The organism is Nocardia sp. 2TAF39, from assembly GCF_052114905.1.
Taxonomy (GTDB): domain Bacteria; phylum Actinomycetota; class Actinomycetes; order Mycobacteriales; family Mycobacteriaceae; genus Nocardia.
On the sequence record NZ_JBFRFQ010000014.1, the window covers coordinates 105,310 to 124,516 of the forward strand.

Here is a 19,207-nt window from a genome sequence, read left to right on the forward strand (position 1 = left end):
ACACAGTCGGATGGCCGTTGTCGCGCGCCGGTGGCCGCCATCCGACCGCATTGGTGTCATGCCTTGGCGTGCAAGCCGATTCGGAGCTGGCCGAGCAGCACCTTGGCGGCGGGGCTGCCGGGGCGGTCGGTGCGCCGAGCAAGGGCGAGGCGCCCGCGCAGTTCCGGCTCGATGATGCGCAGCGTCCGCACTCCGAAGGCCGCCGCCTCACGCGCGGTGATTTCGGGTATCACGGCGACGCCGAGCCCACGCGCGGCCAGGCGCAGCAAAAGCGGGGGCGCGGCCGCCTCGTACGCGATGCTCGGCTCGAATCCCGCTGCGGCACAGGCGCGAGAGAAGATGCCGTGAATTCCGGTGCCCGCAGGCAGACAGAGCAGGGGCCGATCGCGCAGCGCGGTGAGCGGGACCGGGGCGTCGAAGGCCGTGTCGGTCGCCGCGACCGCGGCGACCACGGGCGTGTCCAGAACCACATCTATGCCGATGCCGGGTTCCAGTTCCGCGCCGGTCAATCCGATCAGCGCGACATCCAGTTCGCCTCTGGCGAGGGCGGCGAGCATCCGATCGGACGTGTCCTCGGTGAGGCTGATGCCGACCTGGGGATGGTCGTCGTGGAAATCGGCGAGCACCGCGGCGAAATCGAATTCGTCGACCGCCGCTCCCGAGATGAGGCCGACCCGGACCTGTCCGCGCAGCAGGCCGGTGAATTCGTCCACGGTCTGGGTGATGCGCTCGGTCGCGTCCAGTGCCGCCCGCGCATGGCGTAGGACCGCAGCGCCGACTTCGGTCAGCGTCACCGTGCGACCACCGCGGTCGAACAGCGGCTGGCCGAGTTCGCGTTCGAGTTGGCGGATCTGCGCACTCAGCCCTGGCTGGGCAAGATGTAGCCGGGCGGCGGCTCGGGTGAAGTTCGCCTCCTCAGCGACGGTCACGAAATAGCGGAGCTGACGCAGTTCCATAACTGTCGATTATAGAAACCATAATAACTATCTGTTGTACTTCTTGTTCTTGGCGGGGCATCGTCAAGGCATGGGAAACAACGCCGCACAGACCATCGACACCTTCACCGGGCCCGTATTCCGCCCGGGCGACCCGGGCTACGACGAAGAGATCGCCGGTTTTCAGACCGCCTATGCGCACCGGCCCGCCCTGATCGTCGGGGCTGTGCACGCCGAGGACGTCCGTGCCGCCGTGGAATACGCCGCGCGCCATGACCTTCCGATCGCAGTGCAGGCGACCGGGCACGGGCTGTCGGTCGCGACCGAGGGGGGAGTGCTGATCAGCACGCGTCGGATGACCGGCCTCCGGGTCGACCCGACGACTCGTATTGCGCACGTCGGCGCCGGAGTGCGCGCGGGCGCGCTGGTCGAGGCGGCGGCCGAACACGGGTTGGCGCCGCTGAACGGTTCGTCGCCCTCGGTCGGTGTGGTGGGCTATTTGCTCGGCGGCGGCGTCGGGCTGCTGGCGCGTCAATTCGGCTACGCGGCCGAGCGGGTGCGGGCGATCGAGCTGGTCACCACCGACGGCCGGATGCGCAGGCTGGTACCCGGTGACGAGTTGTTCGGTGCCGTGCTCGGCAGCGGAGGCAACTTCGGTGTCGTCACCGCGGTCGAGGTCGAATTGGTTTCGGTCGCAACGGTGTACGGCGGACAGTTGGTGTTCGACACGCCGCTGGTCGAGCGGGCACTGGATGCTTGGCGGAAGTGGACCGCGACCGTGCCGGAGGAATTGACCTCGACGGTCACCATGCTCACCTTTCCGGACATCCCGCAGGTTCCCGCGCCGCTGCGGGGCCGGTACGTCGCGTCGTTCCGGATCGCCTTCACCGGCTCGGCCGAGGAGGGTGAGCGCCTGGTCGCGCCGCTGCGGGCCGTCGGTGAACGGCTGAAAGACGACCTGCGAACGATGCCCTACACCGAGTCGCACACCATCCACAGCGACCCCGACCACCCGCATGCCTACGCGGCCACCAACGCGCTGCTCGGCGCGTTCACCGAAGACGCGGCCGCCGCCCTGCTGGCCGCCGCGGGCCCGGAGTCCGGCGTCGACGCGGTGGTCGACGTCCGGCATCTCGGCGGTGCGCTGGGCCGGCCTGGCGGTGCCGGAATCGCGGTGGACCACCGCGACACCGCGTATATCGTGCGAGTCATCACCGGGCCGGAAGGCGCTGCGGCGCAGGCTCGAGTCCGTGCCGCGCTGGCTGCGTGGACCGTCGGCCACAGTCTCAACTTCCTCTACGGCGCGGGCGGCGACGCCGACGAGGCGCAGACCCGCGCGGGCTACCTGCCCGGCACCTACGCGCGCCTGGCCGCGCTCAAGGCGAAGTACGACCCGAGCAACCTGTTCCGCTTCAACCGCAACATTCGGCCCGCCGCAGGGTGAGCGTGGCCGCCGCGCCCTGGCGCTGCGCAGCAGCAAGATGCTATCTTCGTGATATCACTCTGATATTGGGAGGATGTCATGCAGTTTCGATCTGCTTTCCGCGTCAACGGCTTCGTGGTGCTGCTGGGGTGGCTCGTGCTCACCGTCCTGTTCGGCGGTGGCGCCGTGCTCGGCTTTGCCGCGGGATCCAGGAACGGCAGCGTGCCCGCCGTGATCGGCGCGGTGGTCGCGACGGTTATCGTGGTCGTGTTGCTGTTGCTCGCGACCGGTCTGACCGTGGTGAACCCGAACGAGGCCAAGGTGGTCCAGTTCTTCGGCCGGTACGTCGGTTCGGTGAGCGAACCCGGGTTCTTCTCGGTGATCCCGCTGACCGACCGAAAGAGCATCTCCCTGCGCGTGCGCAACTTCGAGACTCAGAAGCTCAAGGTCAACGACGCCGACGGCAACCCGGTCGAGATCGCCGCCGTGGTCGTCTACCGGGTGGTGGACAGCTTCAAGGCCGCGTTCGCCGTCGACGACTACGAGGTGTATGTCGAGACCCAGTCCGAGGCCGCCGTGCGCCATCTCGCCACGACGCACCCGTACGACGCGCACGACGCCGACCGCACCAGCCTGCGCGACGGCGCCGAGATCGCCGAGGAACTCACCGTCGAGCTGCGTGAACGCACCGAGATGGCGGGCATCGAGGTGCTGGAGGCCAGGATCACCCACCTCGCCTACGCGCCCGAGATCGCCCAGGCCATGCTGGTCCGGCAGCAGGCCGCCCAGGTCGTCGCGGCCCGGACCCAGATCGTCGAGGGCGCGGTCGGTATGGTCGGCCTCGCACTGGAGCGGCTCACCCGGGAGGGCATGGTGGAGTTGGACGAGGAACGCAAGGCGTCGATGGTGTCGAATCTGCTCGTCGTCCTGTGTGGTGACCGGCCGACCCAGCCTGTCGTCAACGCCGGTTCGCTCTACTCCTGAGGCGGCAGCCCATGGCTGAGCGCAAGAAACTGCTGCTGCGCCTGGACCCGGCCGTCCACGACGCCATCGCGAAGTGGGCGGCCGACGACCTGCGCAGCATCAACGCGCAGATCGAGTACGCGCTGCGGCTGGCGCTGGAACAGGCCGGGCGCACACCGAATTCGAAGTAGAGCGCCGCGCGAGGTAGGCCGCGGACTCGGTGCTCGCGGCCGACATCGCCCGGCCGCGGGCAGCGCGTCGGGCGCGCCACCGCTCCAGCGGAGCCGCCAACGCAGCCTCGCGGATCGGCTTCCGGTCGGCACCACCTCGCATCGCTCACGGCTTACCCGTGACGAAAATGGCTGTGCCCGGGAAGAGTTCGCCGCGCAGGGGGCTCCACTGCCCCCATTCGCGTTCGAGCCATTCCGGCCAGTCCGGTTCGACGATGTCCTCCAGCAGCAGACCTGCCGCGACGATCTCGCGGACCCGATCGCCGATGGTCCGGTGGTGCTCGACGTAGGTCGGCACGCCCTCGCTGTCGACCTCGACGTAAGGGGTGCGGTCGAAGTAGGGGATCTTGGCCGTCAAGCCCGCCGGGCCGGGATCGTCGGGGAAGATCCAGCGCATCGGGTGATTCACCGAGAACACCCAGCGCCCGCCGGGCCGCAGCACCCGGGCCACCTCCCGCATTACCAGCGCCGAGTCGGCGACGAACGGGATGGCGCCGAACGCCGAGCAGGCCAGGTCGAAGGAGGCGTCGGCGAACGGAAGGGCCTCGGCACCCGCCTGCACCAGCGGCACCCGCGGCCCGCCGCGCGCCATCGCGGCCTTCCCGCGTTCCAGCATGCTTCGGGACAGATCGAGCCCGATCGGCAGCGCGCCCTGCCCCGCCAGCCAACGCGAGCACGGCGCGGAGCCGCAGCCGATCTCCAGGATGACCTTGCCCGTCACCTCGCCGAGCAAGTGCATGTCACCCTCGTGCAGGCCCTCCGGGCACCAGACGAACTCTCCCCCTGGCGAGTCCACGCCGAGGAAATCCGCGTGCGTCTCGTGGTATTGCGCGGCATCGGCATCCCACCAACGTCGGCTGGCCAGCTGGCTGGCGTCCGATCCGATCCTGGTCCGGGTCGTGCCCGTCGTCCCGAGCAGTGCATTTGCTTGCGCATGGCGATCTTCCGACACGCCCGTCAGCCTATCGGCGTGGCGGCACTGCCGGTTTGCTCGGCCGGACCGAGGTCGCGTACGCTGAACGCGCGAGTGTCTTCCGTACAACCGTACCGAAGTACGACCCGTGCTGGATTCGACGCGAGTTGCGTGCGGTACCTTCCTAAGTGTCCGTCTTCACACCTCGCGGTGAGTTCGCAGCGTACCGAAAGTTCCAATGTCCGCAACCGACCACAATCCGTCCGGAGCAAACCGACATATGCCCACCACCGTCACCTCGCCGCAGGTAGCCGTCAACGACATCGGCTCCGCCGAGGATTTCCTCGCCGCCATCGACGCCACGATCAAGTACTTCAACGACGGCGACATCGTCGAAGGAACCATCGTCAAGGTCGATCGCGACGAGGTCCTGCTCGACATCGGTTACAAGACCGAAGGCGTCATCCCCTCTCGCGAGCTCTCCATCAAGCACGACGTCGACCCCAACGAGGTCGTTTCCGTGGGTGATGAGGTCGAGGCGCTTGTTCTCACCAAAGAGGACAAGGAAGGCCGCCTGATCCTGTCGAAGAAGCGGGCGCAGTACGAGCGTGCGTGGGGCACCATCGAGGAGCTCAAGGAGAAGGACGAGGCCGTCAAGGGCACCGTCATCGAGGTCGTCAAGGGCGGCCTGATCCTCGACATCGGCCTGCGCGGCTTCCTGCCGGCCTCGCTCGTCGAGATGCGTCGCGTCCGCGATCTTCAGCCGTACGTCGGCAAGGAGATCGAGGCCAAGATCATCGAGCTGGACAAGAACCGCAACAATGTGGTGCTGTCCCGCCGCGCCTGGCTGGAGCAGACCCAGTCCGAGGTGCGCAGCGAGTTCCTGCACCAGCTGCAGAAGGGCCAGGTCCGCAAGGGTGTGGTCTCCTCGATCGTCAACTTCGGTGCCTTCGTGGACCTGGGTGGCGTCGACGGCCTGGTGCACGTCTCCGAGCTGTCCTGGAAGCACATCGACCACCCCTCCGAAGTTGTCGAGGTCGGCAACGAGGTCACCGTCGAGGTGCTCGACGTCGACCTGGACCGCGAGCGGGTTTCGCTGTCGCTCAAGGCGACCCAGGAAGACCCGTGGCGTCAGTTCGCCCGCACCCACGCGATCGGCCAGATCGTGCCGGGCAAGGTCACCAAGCTGGTTCCGTTCGGTGCGTTCGTCCGCGTCGAAGAGGGCATCGAGGGCCTGGTGCACATCTCCGAGCTGGCCGAGCGTCACGTGGAGGTCCCGGACCAGGTTGTCGCGGTCGGCGACGACGCGATGGTCAAGGTCATCGACATCGACCTGGAGCGTCGCCGGATCTCGCTGAGCCTCAAGCAGGCCAACGAGGACTACCACGCCGAGTTCGACCCGTCGAAGTACGGCATGGCGGACAGCTACGACGAGCAGGGCAACTACATCTTCCCCGAGGGCTTCGACCCCGACACCAACGAGTGGCTCGAGGGCTTCGACAAGCAGCGCGAGGAGTGGGAAGGCCGCTACGCCGAGGCGGAGCGTCGCCACAAGATGCACACCGCGCAGATGGAGAAGATGGCGGCCGACGCCGCGGCCGAGGCCGCGAACGGCGGCGGTGCATCGAACTACTCCTCTGAGAGCGGTGCGCAGGCTGCCTCCAGCCAGGCCGAGACCGGCGGCGGTTCGCTGGCAAGTGACGCCCAGCTGGCGGCCCTGCGGGAGAAGCTGTCCGGCAACGCCTGATCGGCATCAGCTGAACGAGTGCGCCCCAACCGCGAAACCGGTTGGGGCGCACTCGTTTTCGGGGCTGTCCACGGCCACACCGGACAGCTGACAAAGTTCGGATTCGGCCGTTTATCGGCTCAGGAATGCGCCGTGCGGCCCGATCGTCCACGGTCACTGCCCTGCCGGGGCGCCTACGACGATGTGGCCTGCGTATGCCGCGCGAGGGCTTCGTCGTCCCGCGTCGCACCTCGGGGAGATCGGGCGGTGGCTTGGTCACCTCATGGGGTGGAACCATTTGCGCCGTCGTGAGCGCGACGACTTGAATCTCCTCCAAGCGCAGACCGAGCGCGGCGAGTCGGGCGATCACGCCGAGCCGATGCTCCGGCAGTCCGGGGCGGATCGGCAGCGGATCCCGTCCGGGCCGGCGCAGGACATACACCCTGCGCTCGGCGTCGAACACCACCGGCATGCCGTCCCGGATCGCCTGATACGCATCCAAATCCAGCGTGTCGATCATCAGCGCCGCGATGAGTTGCTCTGCCTGCCGCAGCCGCAGGTCCCGATCCTGCGGGTCCAGATGCTCGACTCGCCGCTCGACCCGCCACCGGTAGTCCTCCGCCGCGCGGCGCAACAGATACCGGTGCCGTTCGATCTCGACCGCCAGCGCGATGAGGCGATCGTGGTCGACGGTGCGCGGGTCACCCGGGTCGGGCGTCGAAGCATGGACGTCGGGCATGATGCCTCCCTCGTTCGAGTTGCGGATTACGTTGAGTGGCAACTCGATCGGCGTCCGACCGATTCTGATTGTGCCGGAGGGGTCCGACAAAAACGGACCCGAGGCCAGCAGGCCGACAGCGGGTCGCACTAGGTGCGGTCAGATGTTCTTCAAGGCACCGCCGTCGATGACCAGGTCGGCGCCGACGATGCTGCGGGCGTGGTCGGAGGCCAAGAAGGCGACCTGTGCGGCGACCTCCCCGGCCTCGATCAAGCGCCCGGTGGTCATACCGACGGCGGCAGGCAACTGCGGAAGGAACTCCTCCACCCGAGTCCCGTTGGCTGCGGCGATCTTTCCACCAGGGCCGTCGGCGGCTTCCCAGAACGCGGTGCGGACCGGGCCCGGCGACACGGTGTTCACTCGGACACCCAGTGGGCCGAACTGCTCGGCCAGCGATTTGCTCAACGCCGTGACCGCGGCTTTGGCAACGCCGTAGTCGGCGACCGCGCCGCCCGGTGCGCGGCCGGCTATCGAGGACACGTTGACCACCGCGCCACGCCGCTGGAGCAGGCTCGGCAGCGCCGCCCTGGTCACCCGCACGGTGCTGAAGAAGTTCAGATCGAACGTACGCCGCCAGGTGTCGTCGTCGATGTCGAGAAATCCGGCGAGCGCGTTGAAGTCCGCGCCGCCGACGTTGTTGATCAGCACGTCGATGCCGCCCGATCCGGCAAGCGCTTGCTCGATGAGCTCGTGCGCGCCGCCGCTGGTGGCCAGGTCGACCGAGACCACGGTGGCACCGGTGGCTCGCAACTCGTCGGTGATCGTGCGCGCGGCACCGACCACTCGCATGCCCTCCGCGACCAACGTTCGTGTGATTGCCAGGCCTATGCCGCGGCCCGCCCCTGTGACGACGGCCGTCCGCCCCGTAAGTCCTAGTTCCATGGTCATGTCCTCGCTCAGTAGCCGACGGTGAAGCGGCGTTGGACGAATCGGGGTTGCTCGACCTCGTCCAAGAGGGCGACCGCGACGTCCTCCGCCGAGATGTTTTCCTCGCCGACGAGCAGTTGGTCGCCGCCGACGCGGAAGCGGCCGGTGCGGGCGCCGGGGTCGATCCGGCCGGACGACGGGCTGAGGTAGGTCCAGTTGCGATTGGACACCCGAAAGACGTTCAAGGCGTCGCGCAGCGCCCGCACCACGTCGGCGTACTCCGCGGGCACGTCGAGGACGTCGGTGAGGTTCCGGATGAATTCGTCTCCGGTGTCGAGCAATTGCACACCAGGTGCGACCTCCAGGCTGCCCGCGCCGCCGACCGCGATCAACCGCACCCGCGGCTGCTGGTCGAGCGCGGCGACCATCGCGTGTGCGCCTGCCACGAAATTGCCCGCGTTGGCGATGGTGTCCGCGATGCCGTATCCCGCGTTCACCGCGCTGACGACCACGTCAAGGCCCGCGATCGCCGACGCGATGCTGTCGGCATCCAGCCAATCAGCGACCGTCCACGCCGCGTTCCCTCGCTCGGCGGGGAACCGCGCGGCATCTCGCGTGAACGCAGTCACCCGATGCCCACGCCGCTGCGCCTCGGTGACGACGCGTGCGCCGATGACGCCGGTCGCCCCGAAAACTCCGATATCCACGAGATCTCCCTAAACATCGTTGATTTACTACACGCCGTTCAGTAACAGCACTGCTGATAGTAGTCAAACGCTGTAGAGTGTCAACGTGGTCGAGGTCGGGAAGAGTCGCAGGGAGCGCCTGCGTGAGCAGGCGTCGGGGGACATCAAGGCGATCGCGATGCGCCTACTTGCCGAAGGCGGTCCCGATGCGATCTCGCTCCGTGCCATCGCCCGCGAGATGGGCATGACCGCCGGCGCCATCTATGGTTACTACGCCACCCGCGACGCCCTGATCTCCACGCTCATTTCCGACGTGTACACGACCCTGGTCGACCGGCTGGAGGCGGCGCGTGACGCCGTCCCCGGGGCCGACCCGGCCGGGCGCATAGTGGCTTGGGGTGAAGCTGTTCGCGGCTGGGCGGTCGAGCGACCTGCCGAGTTCCGGCTCATCTACGGCGATCCGGTGCCGGGCTACCAGGCGCCGCCGGGTGGCCCGGCCGCGGAGGCCGAATTGCGTGCGTGCACCGGCCTGGTCGGTCTCGCGGCGGCCGCATGGCCGCGCGCCGCGACACGACAGACCATCGGTGACTCCACATGGTCGGACTTCGACGCCGGGCTGGTCGAGCATGTCCGCGCCGACTTCCCGGCACTGCCGCCTGCGGCGCTCGGCCTCGCCCTGCGTATGTGGGGTCGGATGCACGGACTGATCGCCCTCGAGGTGTACGGCCACCTGCTTCCGCAAGCGCAGGATCCCGCAAAGCTTTTCCGCACCGAGATGCTCGACCTGGTCCGCTCGCTCGGGCTGTAGGCCGCATTTGGTGAGGTATGACGCGGACCTCGACCTCGACCTCGCCGTGGCCGTCGTCGCCAAGACCTCGCTGCTGGCGTTGCCGCTTCTTCGCTGTTGCTGGTGCTCGCTCGCTGGCCGGGCAGGTTCTCCGATCATGCCCTCGGCGCGTCGCCGTCGGTTGTGAATCCGGGGCCCGCCGGCCTGGTCGCGGTCGTGGTCCGGTCGAGCCGATTCCCGTGAACGGCCGCTTGCTGCCGACGTCCAGTTTTCGATGTTCGGTCTTGCTGCGTTCGGATCGGGGCAGTATGGAGATTCAGTCTACGCATGTTGACTCAACCGCGGGTGTGGCGGTAAATTCAGTCTACCGTTGTTGACTGAAGTAGAGAGGGAGGTTGTTGCTGATGTGGTCTACTGTCGTCCTGTCCTTGCTGGCAGGGGTCCTGGGTGTCAACGCCGTTCCGCACTTCGTGAAGGGCATGATCGGGGAGGAGTTTCCGAACGTAACGGGCAACGCTCCGGTGCGTAACGCCGTCGCTGGATTCCTAGGGCTCGTGCTCACGGCCCTGATCGGATACTGGGCCGATCTCTCCAGTCATCCCTGGCCGGGAGTTGTGAGTATCGGCGCCGGGGGCCTGGCGATGGCGGTATTTCACGGCTTGGGTGGCGCCTATCGTCTCAATACCGCGTTGGGACTGCCGAACCCGCCGCGCCCGATCCACTCGCCCATGACAGCGTGATTTTGTGCGAGCTGGTTGTCCACCCTCGGCGAGGCCCAGGCTGGAGCCTCGTCGTTGGCCGATTCAATCTTTCGTCCCGGGAATCAATGTTCACGCCCCTCGTCGTTCGGCATCCGCACTTGCTCGCCTCGTGCTTGCCCCCGAACGTGCCGGGAAAACCCGGAAATACTTTTCCGGTCGACGTGAGATCGCGTTCTCTTCCGAGTCCTACGATCTCGCCGAAGCCCGGGATCCATGGACAATCAGCGTCGCGATCACCGGAACCGTAGTCCTCGAGATGTAAATGCTCACACGCGCGGCATGTTCCATGGATCAGATGGTGCGGTGCCGTAGGCAAGGGCATGATCGTCTTCCCCGAGCGAGGTCCGTCGGCGCCGCGGAAGATGAAGTCACGGATGGCCCGGTCGGAATTCTTACCCGGTCCCGGCGAAGACGATGCCGATCCCGCGGCCGGCACCCCGCGCACGGCCTCGTTCGCACATGAGAGTGGCCCAGCCTGGCGAGGGCTGGGCCACCGTCGATAGGAGAGTTCAGGCCGCAGCGGCAGGTACCCAACGGACCGCGGGTGCTGCGGTCGAACGTCTCCGCAGGGTCCCGAAACTGTGTCGGGCGGGACTGACGAACGCGGTGAACCATGAGCGGCGGTGCTCGGCAAGCGCCGCCGCGACGGCGGGGATCTGAATGCAGTGCACTCGACCCGCCCTACCCAGGCGGTGGCGACCCGTCGGGTTGATTCTGGTGCCCAATGATGTTCCTTTGCTTTGCTGGTGCTGGCCTGGAGCGCCACGGCGAAGATTAGCCGAACCAAACAGCTCGACAGAGTATTTTACGGAAGTCATTTCCTCGGCGTGTCGGAAAGGCGTCGCTGACAAACCGGAACCGGCCGAAAATGTTTCGAATCGGTCTCGGCGCAGTCACGGATCGGGCAAATGGCAGCCGAGGTGGTGAAATACGTGACCGCATCGGGTATTCGACGGGATTGCGCCGCCGATGGCCGCCAATCGGATGCGGCGGCGCAGCTCTCGTGTCCGGACCGTGCCGGCAGCGGGGCGTACGTTCGGCTGAGTCGGGGCAGCGGACGGCTGGTCGGCGCCCGGATGAAAGACTGGTCGAATGTTACGGATCGGCCTCACCGGAGGTATGGGAGCGGGCAAGTCGACGGTGGCGCGGGCACTCGCCGACCTCGGCGCGGTAGTCATCGATTCCGATCTGATCGCCAGGGAGGTGGTGGCGCCGGGCACCGAGGGACTCGCGGCACTGGTCGAGGCGTTCGGTGCGGACATTCTTGCCGCGGACGGCAGCTTGGATCGTCCCGCGTTAGCGGCCAAGGCATTCGGTGACGACGCGGCACGCGCGAAACTGAATTCCATCACCCACCCTCTGGTCGGAAAGCGCACCGCGGAATTGATTTCCGCAGCGCCGTCGGACGCGGTTGTCGTCCAAGATATTCCCCTGCTGGTGGAAAATGGTCTCGCGCCACTCATGAATCTCGTTCTGGTAGTCGATGTCGACGCCGAAACGCGTATTCGCCGTTTGGCGGAATTTCGCGGCGTTGCCGAATCCGATGCGCGGGCGCGTATTTCGGCGCAAGCCACCGACGAGCAGCGGCGCGCCGCTGCCGACGTATTGCTCGACAACAGCGGCGTTCCAGGCGAGGTCGCCGCCGTGGTGCGCGGGCTGTGGGAGGAGCGGCTGGTGCCCTTCGAGCGCAACCTGCGCACCGGGATACCCGCCCGTCGCAGCACGGTGCGGATCGTGCCTCCGAATCCGGAGTGGCCCGGGCAGGCGCAGCGGCTGATCGCCCGGCTGTGGGTGGCCTGCGGTGCGGCCGCGTCACGGATCGACCACATCGGTTCGACTTCCGTGCCGGATCTGCCTGCCAAGGACGTGATCGATCTGCAGATCACGGTCGCGGACCTGGCCGCGGCCGATGGTGTACGGGACGCGCTCGGCGCGGTCGGATTCCCGGCCCGGCCGGAGATCACCAGCGACAACCCTAAGCCCACTCCGCAGGATCCGGTGGTCGCCGACCTCGCACCGTGGGCCAAGCGGTTCCACCAAAACGCCGACCCGGGCAGGTTGGCCAACGTGCACGTGCGGGTCGAGGGCACGCCGGGCCAACAGTTCGCGCTGCGATTCCGCGACTGGCTGCGCGCTGACGCCGCCGCTCGCGCGGAGTACCTCGAGGTGAAGCGCGAGGGAGAGGCCAGGGCGGTCGGGCTGACCGCCGAAGAGGCAACGCTGGCCTACCTCGAGGTCAAGGAGCCCTGGTTCGACGCGGCCTTCGCGCGCGCTCTGGCCCGGCGCGACAGCTAGCGCCGCACTGCCGTGGCGAGGCGGTCCCGGCTCCGACCCCAGCATTCCTCGGCGCTGTCGTTCACATCCAGGTCAGGGTGATGCCGAGGGACTCCATCCAGCCCTCGAAGGTGTGGCCGTTGGCGGCGATGCCGTCGATCGCCGCGGCCGCATGCTGCATGGCTGCCTCCGCTTCGCCGAGCCTGATCAGTCCGGCGGCATGCGCGGCGAGCAGTTCGTCGACGTCGAGCAGCTGGGTCTCGCGCGTCGAGCGCACCACGATGTCCAGGTAATGGTCGACCGACTTCCACTTCTTCGGGCCGACCACGCTGAATTCACCCAGGTCGAGGTAGTAGTCCTGGTCGCGCTGATGGGCCGGATGGTAGTGGAACACGGTCGCGCGGATGGACAGCTCCGGCAGCAGCCAGGACTCGAGGTAATGGAACTGTGGATGATCCGAGGTGCGCGCCATGTACAGGCCCCACGGCTCGACGTGATACCGCTCGACCGGCCGCACGAAGCCCTTGGGGTCGGTGTTGGTCAGGTCCGCGAGGTTGAAGTACTCGACCTTGGGGCGGTGCACGTCGATGGAAGGTGCCTGCGTCATGTATCCAGAATCTACCGCCGCCACGACTCCGTCGAGTCGAGCGCCGGTGATCGGGGCTACAACCAGGTGAGTGTGATGCCGTAGGTGGCGAGCCAGTCCTCGACGCAGTGGTCGTGCGCGGCCAGACCGTCCAGCGCTGCCGTGGCGCGCTCGACAGCCTGGTGCGCCTGCGCTGTGTCGACCAGGCCGGCCGCATGCGCGGCGAGCAGCTCACCGACGCCGAGGAGTTCGGCAGTGCGGCCGCGGCGGACCACGATGTCCAAGTAGTGGTCCACCGCCTTCCAGCGCTTCGGGCCGAGCTGGGTGATCTCGCCGATGTCGAGGCGATAGTCCGGGTCCCTGTGGTGTGCCGGGTTGCGCCGCGCGACCGTCGCCCGCAGCGAAAGCCCTGGCAGCAGCCAGGATTCGAGATAGTGCGAGCTCGGGCCGTCGACAGCGCGCGCCATGTACAGGCCCCACGGCTCGACGTGGAAACGCTCGACCGGCCGGACGAAGCCCTTGGCGTCGGTGTTGGTGAGATGGTCGAGGTTGAAGAACTCGACCCTGGGCCGGTGTGGGGTTGGGGTAGCCGGCCCGGGTTGTGCGATCGCGGTGGCACCCGTTGTGGAGGGAACCGCCGCGCGGAGATCTCTTGCGACATACCCGGCAAGGCCGGTGACGGCCGGCACGGCGACGAGCAATGGAATCAGACCGGTCATAGCTCTTGTCCTTCACCACATCCGAATAACCAGCTCAGGTTACACCTGAGACGGCGTCGTCGCGCGGTTCCCGGCGGGATTCCGAACGCGAAATATGTTGCCGCAACGGACATTTCGGGCATGCGATGGTTTGCGCCGATAGTACCGCACCGGACTGTGAGAACGCTGTGCGCGCCTGCCCCGAACGTCGTGCTGCCGACCGGATTCCGGTCCGGCGCCCGGCACTCGGTGGTCGCAGTCCTCCGACGGCCCCGCCGCGGCGTCCGTACCGAGCGGTGCGGCGGGCGTGACCCGTCGCACCGGCCGTCGTCGCACGGCCGCGAAATCTGTCGGTGACTGGGCCTAGGCTGGTGAGCATGGCATTCGCAACCGAGATTCCGGCGGAGGGCTACGAGGGCAGGGCCGCGGGTGAGCCGCCGCTCGCGCACTCGGAGTTCCGTCCCGTCGGCGAGATCGAGCGCGTCGACGGCCGGTTTCAGGTGGTCAGCGAGCACCGGCCGGCCGGCGACCAGCCGGCCGCGATCGAGGAGCTGGAGCGCAGGATCAGGGCGGGCGAGCGTGACGTGGTGCTGCTCGGCGCCACCGGCACCGGCAAGTCGGCCACCACGGCCTGGCTGATCGAGCGGCTGCAGCGGCCCACGCTGGTAATGGCGCCGAACAAGACCCTCGCGGCTCAGCTGGCCAACGAACTACGCGAGATGCTGCCCAACAACGCCGTCGAATACTTCGTCTCGTATTACGACTACTACCAACCCGAGGCGTACATCGCTCAGACCGACACCTACATCGAGAAAGACAGCTCGATCAACGACGACGTCGAGCGCCTGCGCCACTCGGCAACCTCCAGCCTGCTGTCCCGGCGCGACGTTGTGGTGGTCGCCTCCGTGTCGTGCATCTATGGCCTCGGCACACCCCAGTCGTATCTCGACCGTTCGGTGCAGCTGGAGGTGGGCACCGAGGTGGACCGCGACGCGCTGCTGCGGTTGCTGGTCGACGTGCAGTACACGCGCAACGACATGGCGTTCACCCGCGGTTCGTTCCGCGTGCGCGGCGACACCGTCGAGATCATCCCTTCCTATGAGGAACTCGCTGTTCGCATCGAGTTCTTCGGCGACGAGATCGACGCGCTGTACTACCTGCACCCGCTCACCGGCGACGTGGTCCGCCGAGTCGACATGCTGCGCATCTTCCCGGCCACCCACTACGTGGCGGGTCCGGATCGGATGGAGCGCGCGGTGGGCGACATCGAGGCCGAGCTGGCGGAGCGGCTCGCCGAGCTGGAGCGCCAAGGCAAGCTGCTCGAGGCACAGCGGCTGCGCATGCGCACCCAGTACGACCTGGAGATGATCCGGCAGGTGGGGTTCTGCTCCGGCATCGAGAACTACTCGCGCCACATCGACGGGCGCCCGGCCGGCTCGGCTCCCGCGACGCTGCTGGACTACTTCCCCGAGGATTTCCTGCTCGTTATCGACGAGTCGCACAACACCGTCCCGCAGATCGGCGGCATGTACGAGGGCGACATGTCCCGCAAGCGCAACCTGGTGGAGTACGGCTTCCGGCTGCCGTCCGCGGTGGACAACCGGCCGCTCACCTGGGAGGAGTTCGCCGACCGGATCGGGCAGGCGGTGTATCTGTCGGCCACCCCCGGCCCGTACGAGCTGGGGCAGACCGGTGGCGAAGTGGTCGAGCAGGTCATCCGGCCGACGGGCCTGGTCGACCCGAAAGTCGTGGTGAAGCCGACCAAGGGCCAGATCGACGACCTGATCCACGAGATCAGGGAGCGGACCGAGCGCGACGAGCGGGTGCTGGTCACCACGCTCACCAAGAAGATGTCCGAGGACCTCACCGACTATCTGCTCGGACTCGGCATCCGGGTACGCTACCTGCACTCCGAGATCGACACCCTGCGTCGCGTCGAATTGCTGCGGCAGCTCCGGCTCGGCGAGTACGACGTGCTGGTGGGCATCAACCTGCTCCGCGAAGGTCTCGATCTGCCCGAGGTGTCGCTGGTGGCGATCCTCGACGCGGACAAGGAAGGCTTCCTGCGCAGCACCACCGCGCTGATTCAGACGATCGGTCGCGCGGCGCGCAATGTCTCCGGCGAAGTGCACATGTACGCCGACAAGGTCACCGATTCGATGCAGTTCGCCATCGATGAGACCGAGCGCCGCCGCGCCAAGCAGATCGCCTACAACGAGGAAATGGGCATCGACCCGAAACCGTTGCGCAAGAAGATCGCCGACATCCTCGACCAGGTGTACCGAGAAGTCGACGAGACCGAGGTCGAGGTCGGAGGTTCGGGTCGCAATGCCAGCCGCGGTCGCCGTGCCCAGGGCGAGCCGGGCCGGGCCGTGAGCGCGGGGGTGTACGAGGGCCGTGACGTCAAGTCGATGCCGCGCGCCGAACTGGCCGATCTGGTCAAGGAACTCACGGCGCAGATGATGAACGCGGCCAGGGAGTTGCAGTTCGAGCTCGCCGGCCGGTTGCGCGACGAGATCGCGGACCTGAAGAAGGAACTGCGCGGCATGGATGCCGCCGGGTTGAGTTGAGCTGTGCCGCAACGGCTCTGCCTCCGCGGACCGGGCACCGCCTGGCCGCGGAGGCAGCGGGGTCGTCAGGCCTGGGTGGCCATCCACTCGTTCACCCGGCGCTCGGCCTCCTCGCGCGAGACCTCCTCTACCCTGGTGAGCACCGCCCAGCGGTGGCCGAACGGATCGATGATCACGCCGTAGCGGTCGCCGGTGACGAAGGTCTTCGGCTCTTCGACATGGCGGGCGCCGTGTTCGACGGCGCGCCGCAGGACCGCGTCGACATCGGGGCAGTAGTGCACGATCGAGGTGTGCACCCACTCGCCGTTCGGAGCGAGTACGCCGTTGTCCGGGATGGGCATGCCCATCTGCAGGGTCGAGTCACCGAATTTCAACTCCGCGTGCGCGGGCTGGCCGTCAGGCAGATCGTTGCGGCTGAGCACCTCGGCTCCGAAGACGGCGGTGTAGAAATCAATGGCCTTGTTGCCGTCGCCGACCGCGAGGAAACAGGTGATCGAGTGGTAGCCGTCGGCAATGGGGTTCACTGTGTTCGTCATGGCATCAACCGTTGTCGCTCGTGGCCCGCGGGTCTTGTAAGAAAGCGACACCGTGCCCGGCCGCGCTGAATCGCCCGCCGCCGAGCTATGGCCGGCCCGCAATCCGGCCGTGCCCGCCGACACCAAGGGCATCCTGCATCCGAACGAACAGGCCAAGCATCGATCGCTGGCCCGGTTGGTCCCCAGTCCGGCAACGGACCGTTACGTCGAGTGGTACTGGTCGGTGCGCTGGGATCTGCGCGGCAGACCGCCGTATCGCGCCGAGGTGTTGTCGTATCCGAGCGTGAACATCACCTTCGAACGATCCGACTCACGCACCGGCGGATTCGTGAACGGCGTGAGCACCACCAAATACGTCCGCGAGCTCAGCGGGCTCGGGGAAACATTCGGTATCCGCTTCCGGGCGGGCGGTTTCGGCGCGTTCACCGGACTCGATGTCGGTTCGTTTCGCGACTGCTCCGTCGACCTCGCCGACGTCATGCCCGAGGCTGCGGGATTGGCCGAGCGTGTGCTCGACGTGCCCACCGACGGGCAGCGCCGCGGCGTCGTCGAGGAGTTCCTCGCGGGCAGGCCGTCAGTCGACGACCCGACCTACCGGCTGGTGCTGCGCATCGTCGACGCGATGGCCGACGATCTGGAGCTGACCAGGGTCGACCAGATCACCGACCGATTCGGTGTATCCACGCGCACCCTGCAGCGCATGTTCCGCCGTTACGTCGGTGCCGGGCCGAAATGGGTGCTGCGTCGCTATCGGCTGCAGGACGGCGCCGATCTGCTCGCGAAGGGCCGTACCGAAGATCTGGCCGCACTGGCGGCCGATCTGGGATACTTCGACCAGGCGCACTTCTCGCGTGAGTTCACCGCGGAGGTCGGAATGGCTCCATTGGAATATGCCAAGAATTCGCTACGTTCACGTGACGAGGTAACGTCAAAGGTCATGCCGACCAGGGCTTAGTTGCTGGACGGATCGATTTCGGTGATTTGCTGCGGATCCGGGAAGGGGTAACCGGGCACGCAATCGAAAGTTGCGCTATCAACCATCAGCCGACAAGGAGTTGGACATGGATGTCGTGGTGTTGATCGGACGGGTGTTGTTCGCTTTTCTCTTCCTGGGCTCAGCGTTCGGGCACTTCACCCAGACGGACGCGATGGCGGGGTATGCGCAGAGTCGGGGGATCCCCATGCCGAAGTACGCTGTGCTGGCCTCGGGCGCAGTGTTCGGATCAGGCGGACTGAGCGTGCTTCTCGGTGTGTGGGCCGATCTCGGATCGCTGCTGCTGGCAGTCGCGCTCCTGCCGACTGTCTTCCTGATGCATCCGTTCTGGAAGGAGACCGACGCGGAAGCCAAACAGGGCGAGATGATCCAGTTCAACAAGGACGTTGCCCTGGCGGGCGCTGCCCTGATGCTGTTCGCGTTCTTCGCACGTGTCGACGATCTCGGATTGACCATCACCGGCCCGCTTTTCGACCTCTAGGCCGACCGGTCGCGCTAATAGCGCACGTCCTTTTTACGCAGGGGAGAGGCAGCGATGGGCTTCATCGAAGCGATTTTCGGCATTTCCTGGGCAAACTACTGGCAGTGGCCGTAGCGGCGCGCTGGCCCAAGGCTCGATCGGCCCGTCCCGGTGCGTGATTCACGCGTCGGGACGGGCGATCTTCGTTTGACGGACCTGGCTGTGTGGCGAATATCCCAGGAGTGCAACACCGTTCGTCTCGATTGTGCGAAATCACAGGTTTCGGACGCCGAAATCGGTTCGGCGCTGGTTGGTTGTGCCTTTCTCGCATTCGCCGGAGAACCCGAGGCAGGAATGGCTGAACACCCCGAGTGTGATGTATTGCGATTTCTGATTTTTCCGCACCGTTTGCCGCTATGGTCGAGCCCAATCGCCGCGCCGACGCCCGATCTGCCGGGCCGAGACCGGACGCAGCACCCGACCCACCGCATAGTTGGAGGAGAGCATGACCGCCTACCGGACCATTGTCGTCGGTACCGATGGCTCGGACTCGTCGTATGTCGCCGTCGAGAAGGCCGCCGCTCTGGCTGGAGTTTCCACTGCGACCCTGGTCGTGGCCTGCGCGTACTACCCGACCGACGATCGCGATCTCGCCGCCGCCACCGATGTCCTCAAGGAGGAGGCCTACCAGGTGCGGGGTTCCGCCCCGACCAACGAGATCCTGCGCGTCGCGCGGGACAAGGCCATCGCCGCGGGGGCGGCGGACATCATCGAGCGCGCCATCGTCGGCGAGCCGGTGGAGTCGCTGCTGGCGCTGGTCAAGGAGGTCGAGGCCGACCTGCTCGTAGTCGGCAACCGGGGGCTGAACACCCTGGCTGGCCGGCTGCTCGGCTCGGTGCCCTCCGATGTGGCGCGCAAGTCGCGCTCGGACGTGCTGATCGTGCACACCGTGCGCTGAGCGCTGCTATGACGAAAGGCTCCGTGCTCGTCGCGTGCCGCGATGGGGCACGGAGCCTTTCG

General features: G+C 67.0%; 20 protein-coding genes. 12 read left to right on the forward strand and 8 right to left on the reverse strand.

The window, feature by feature from the left end:
• Nucleotides 1–56: 56 nt before the first annotated feature.
• The gene (locus tag AB4Z47_RS11325; RefSeq protein ID WP_441950130.1) at nt 57–956 is read right to left on the reverse strand and encodes a LysR family transcriptional regulator; all 900 of its coding nucleotides are present in this window, start codon (nt 954–956) and stop codon (nt 57–59) included.
• Nucleotides 957–1,026: 70 nt separating this feature from the next.
• Between AB4Z47_RS11325 and AB4Z47_RS11330 the strand changes: the two genes are divergently transcribed.
• The 3 genes from AB4Z47_RS11330 (at nt 1,027) to AB4Z47_RS11340 (ending at nt 3,512) form a co-directional block, all read left to right on the forward strand.
• Nucleotides 1,027–2,379 (forward strand): FAD-binding oxidoreductase, encoded by a 1,353-nt coding sequence (locus tag AB4Z47_RS11330; protein WP_441950131.1) that lies wholly within the window; start codon nt 1,027–1,029, stop codon nt 2,377–2,379.
• A 78-nt stretch (nt 2,380–2,457) separates the two neighbouring features.
• On the forward strand, nt 2,458–3,342 hold the full coding sequence (locus tag AB4Z47_RS11335) for an SPFH domain-containing protein (RefSeq protein ID WP_441950133.1): 885 nt from the start codon (nt 2,458–2,460) through the stop codon (nt 3,340–3,342).
• Between the two features lie 11 nt (nt 3,343–3,353).
• Nucleotides 3,354–3,512 (forward strand): toxin-antitoxin system HicB family antitoxin, encoded by a 159-nt coding sequence (locus tag AB4Z47_RS11340; RefSeq protein ID WP_441950135.1) that lies wholly within the window; start codon nt 3,354–3,356, stop codon nt 3,510–3,512.
• Nucleotides 3,513–3,657: 145 nt separating this feature from the next.
• Here the strand turns inward: AB4Z47_RS11340 and AB4Z47_RS11345 are convergent, their stop codons facing one another.
• Complete coding sequence (locus AB4Z47_RS11345) at nt 3,658–4,503, reverse strand: class I SAM-dependent methyltransferase (RefSeq protein WP_441950137.1); 846 nt, start codon at nt 4,501–4,503, stop codon at nt 3,658–3,660.
• A gap of 241 nt (nt 4,504–4,744) precedes the next feature.
• Here AB4Z47_RS11345 and rpsA point away from each other — a divergent pair, with 241 nt between their 5' ends.
• Both rpsA and AB4Z47_RS11355 read left to right on the forward strand, forming a co-directional pair.
• A complete protein-coding gene (gene rpsA / locus AB4Z47_RS11350; protein WP_441950202.1) occupies nt 4,745–6,211 on the forward strand; it encodes a 30S ribosomal protein S1 in 1,467 nt (488 codons plus the stop codon).
• 262 nt (nt 6,212–6,473) lie between these two features.
• Nucleotides 6,474–7,061, forward strand: coding sequence for a hypothetical protein (locus AB4Z47_RS11355; RefSeq protein ID WP_441950138.1), 588 nt, complete (start codon nt 6,474–6,476; stop codon nt 7,059–7,061).
• Nucleotides 7,062–7,067: 6 nt separating this feature from the next.
• On the opposite strand, the gene AB4Z47_RS11360 is transcribed toward AB4Z47_RS11355, so the two are convergent.
• Together AB4Z47_RS11360 and AB4Z47_RS11365 are read right to left on the reverse strand one after the other, a co-directional pair.
• Complete coding sequence (locus tag AB4Z47_RS11360; RefSeq protein ID WP_441950139.1) at nt 7,068–7,850, reverse strand: SDR family NAD(P)-dependent oxidoreductase; 783 nt, start codon at nt 7,848–7,850, stop codon at nt 7,068–7,070.
• A 14-nt stretch (nt 7,851–7,864) separates the two neighbouring features.
• Nucleotides 7,865–8,542: an NAD(P)-dependent oxidoreductase gene (locus AB4Z47_RS11365; protein WP_441950140.1), complete on the reverse strand. Its 678-nt coding sequence runs from the start codon at nt 8,540–8,542 to the stop codon at nt 7,865–7,867.
• Between the two features lie 85 nt (nt 8,543–8,627).
• On the opposite strand from AB4Z47_RS11365, the gene AB4Z47_RS11370 reads away from it, so the two are divergent.
• Nucleotides 8,628–9,329: a TetR/AcrR family transcriptional regulator gene (locus AB4Z47_RS11370; RefSeq protein WP_441950142.1), complete on the forward strand. Its 702-nt coding sequence runs from the start codon at nt 8,628–8,630 to the stop codon at nt 9,327–9,329.
• Nucleotides 9,330–9,712: 383 nt separating this feature from the next.
• Nucleotides 9,713–10,048 (forward strand): hypothetical protein, encoded by a 336-nt coding sequence (locus tag AB4Z47_RS11375; RefSeq protein ID WP_441950144.1) that lies wholly within the window; start codon nt 9,713–9,715, stop codon nt 10,046–10,048.
• Between the two features lie 530 nt (nt 10,049–10,578).
• On the opposite strand, the gene AB4Z47_RS11380 is transcribed toward AB4Z47_RS11375, so the two are convergent.
• Nucleotides 10,579–10,794, reverse strand: coding sequence for a hypothetical protein (locus AB4Z47_RS11380; protein ID WP_441950145.1), 216 nt, complete (start codon nt 10,792–10,794; stop codon nt 10,579–10,581).
• A gap of 367 nt (nt 10,795–11,161) precedes the next feature.
• Here AB4Z47_RS11380 and coaE point away from each other — a divergent pair, with 367 nt between their 5' ends.
• Nucleotides 11,162–12,364 carry a dephospho-CoA kinase gene (coaE, locus tag AB4Z47_RS11385; RefSeq protein WP_441950146.1) on the forward strand — a complete coding sequence of 401 codons (1,203 nt, stop codon included), beginning with the start codon at nt 11,162–11,164 and terminating at the stop codon, nt 12,362–12,364.
• Nucleotides 12,365–12,425: 61 nt separating this feature from the next.
• On the opposite strand, the gene AB4Z47_RS11390 is transcribed toward coaE, so the two are convergent.
• Together AB4Z47_RS11390 and AB4Z47_RS11395 are read right to left on the reverse strand one after the other, a co-directional pair.
• On the reverse strand, nt 12,426–12,950 hold the full coding sequence (locus AB4Z47_RS11390) for a DUF402 domain-containing protein (protein WP_441950148.1): 525 nt from the start codon (nt 12,948–12,950) through the stop codon (nt 12,426–12,428).
• 56 nt (nt 12,951–13,006) lie between these two features.
• Nucleotides 13,007–13,648 carry a DUF402 domain-containing protein gene (locus tag AB4Z47_RS11395; protein WP_441950149.1) on the reverse strand — a complete coding sequence of 214 codons (642 nt, stop codon included), beginning with the start codon at nt 13,646–13,648 and terminating at the stop codon, nt 13,007–13,009.
• Between the two features lie 356 nt (nt 13,649–14,004).
• On the opposite strand from AB4Z47_RS11395, the gene uvrB reads away from it, so the two are divergent.
• Nucleotides 14,005–16,197: an excinuclease ABC subunit UvrB gene (gene uvrB / locus AB4Z47_RS11400; protein ID WP_441950151.1), complete on the forward strand. Its 2,193-nt coding sequence runs from the start codon at nt 14,005–14,007 to the stop codon at nt 16,195–16,197.
• 65 nt (nt 16,198–16,262) lie between these two features.
• On the opposite strand, the gene AB4Z47_RS11405 is transcribed toward uvrB, so the two are convergent.
• Nucleotides 16,263–16,733, reverse strand: coding sequence for a VOC family protein (locus tag AB4Z47_RS11405; protein ID WP_441950152.1), 471 nt, complete (start codon nt 16,731–16,733; stop codon nt 16,263–16,265).
• 52 nt (nt 16,734–16,785) lie between these two features.
• On the opposite strand from AB4Z47_RS11405, the gene AB4Z47_RS11410 reads away from it, so the two are divergent.
• From AB4Z47_RS11410 to AB4Z47_RS11420, 3 genes are all read left to right on the forward strand, one after another.
• On the forward strand, nt 16,786–17,688 hold the full coding sequence (locus AB4Z47_RS11410) for an AraC family transcriptional regulator (protein ID WP_441950154.1): 903 nt from the start codon (nt 16,786–16,788) through the stop codon (nt 17,686–17,688).
• 106 nt (nt 17,689–17,794) lie between these two features.
• Nucleotides 17,795–18,208, forward strand: coding sequence for a DoxX family protein (locus AB4Z47_RS11415; protein WP_441950155.1), 414 nt, complete (start codon nt 17,795–17,797; stop codon nt 18,206–18,208).
• Between the two features lie 484 nt (nt 18,209–18,692).
• On the forward strand, nt 18,693–19,145 hold the full coding sequence (locus tag AB4Z47_RS11420; RefSeq protein ID WP_441950156.1) for a universal stress protein: 453 nt from the start codon (nt 18,693–18,695) through the stop codon (nt 19,143–19,145).
• Nucleotides 19,146–19,207 lie beyond the last annotated feature (62 nt).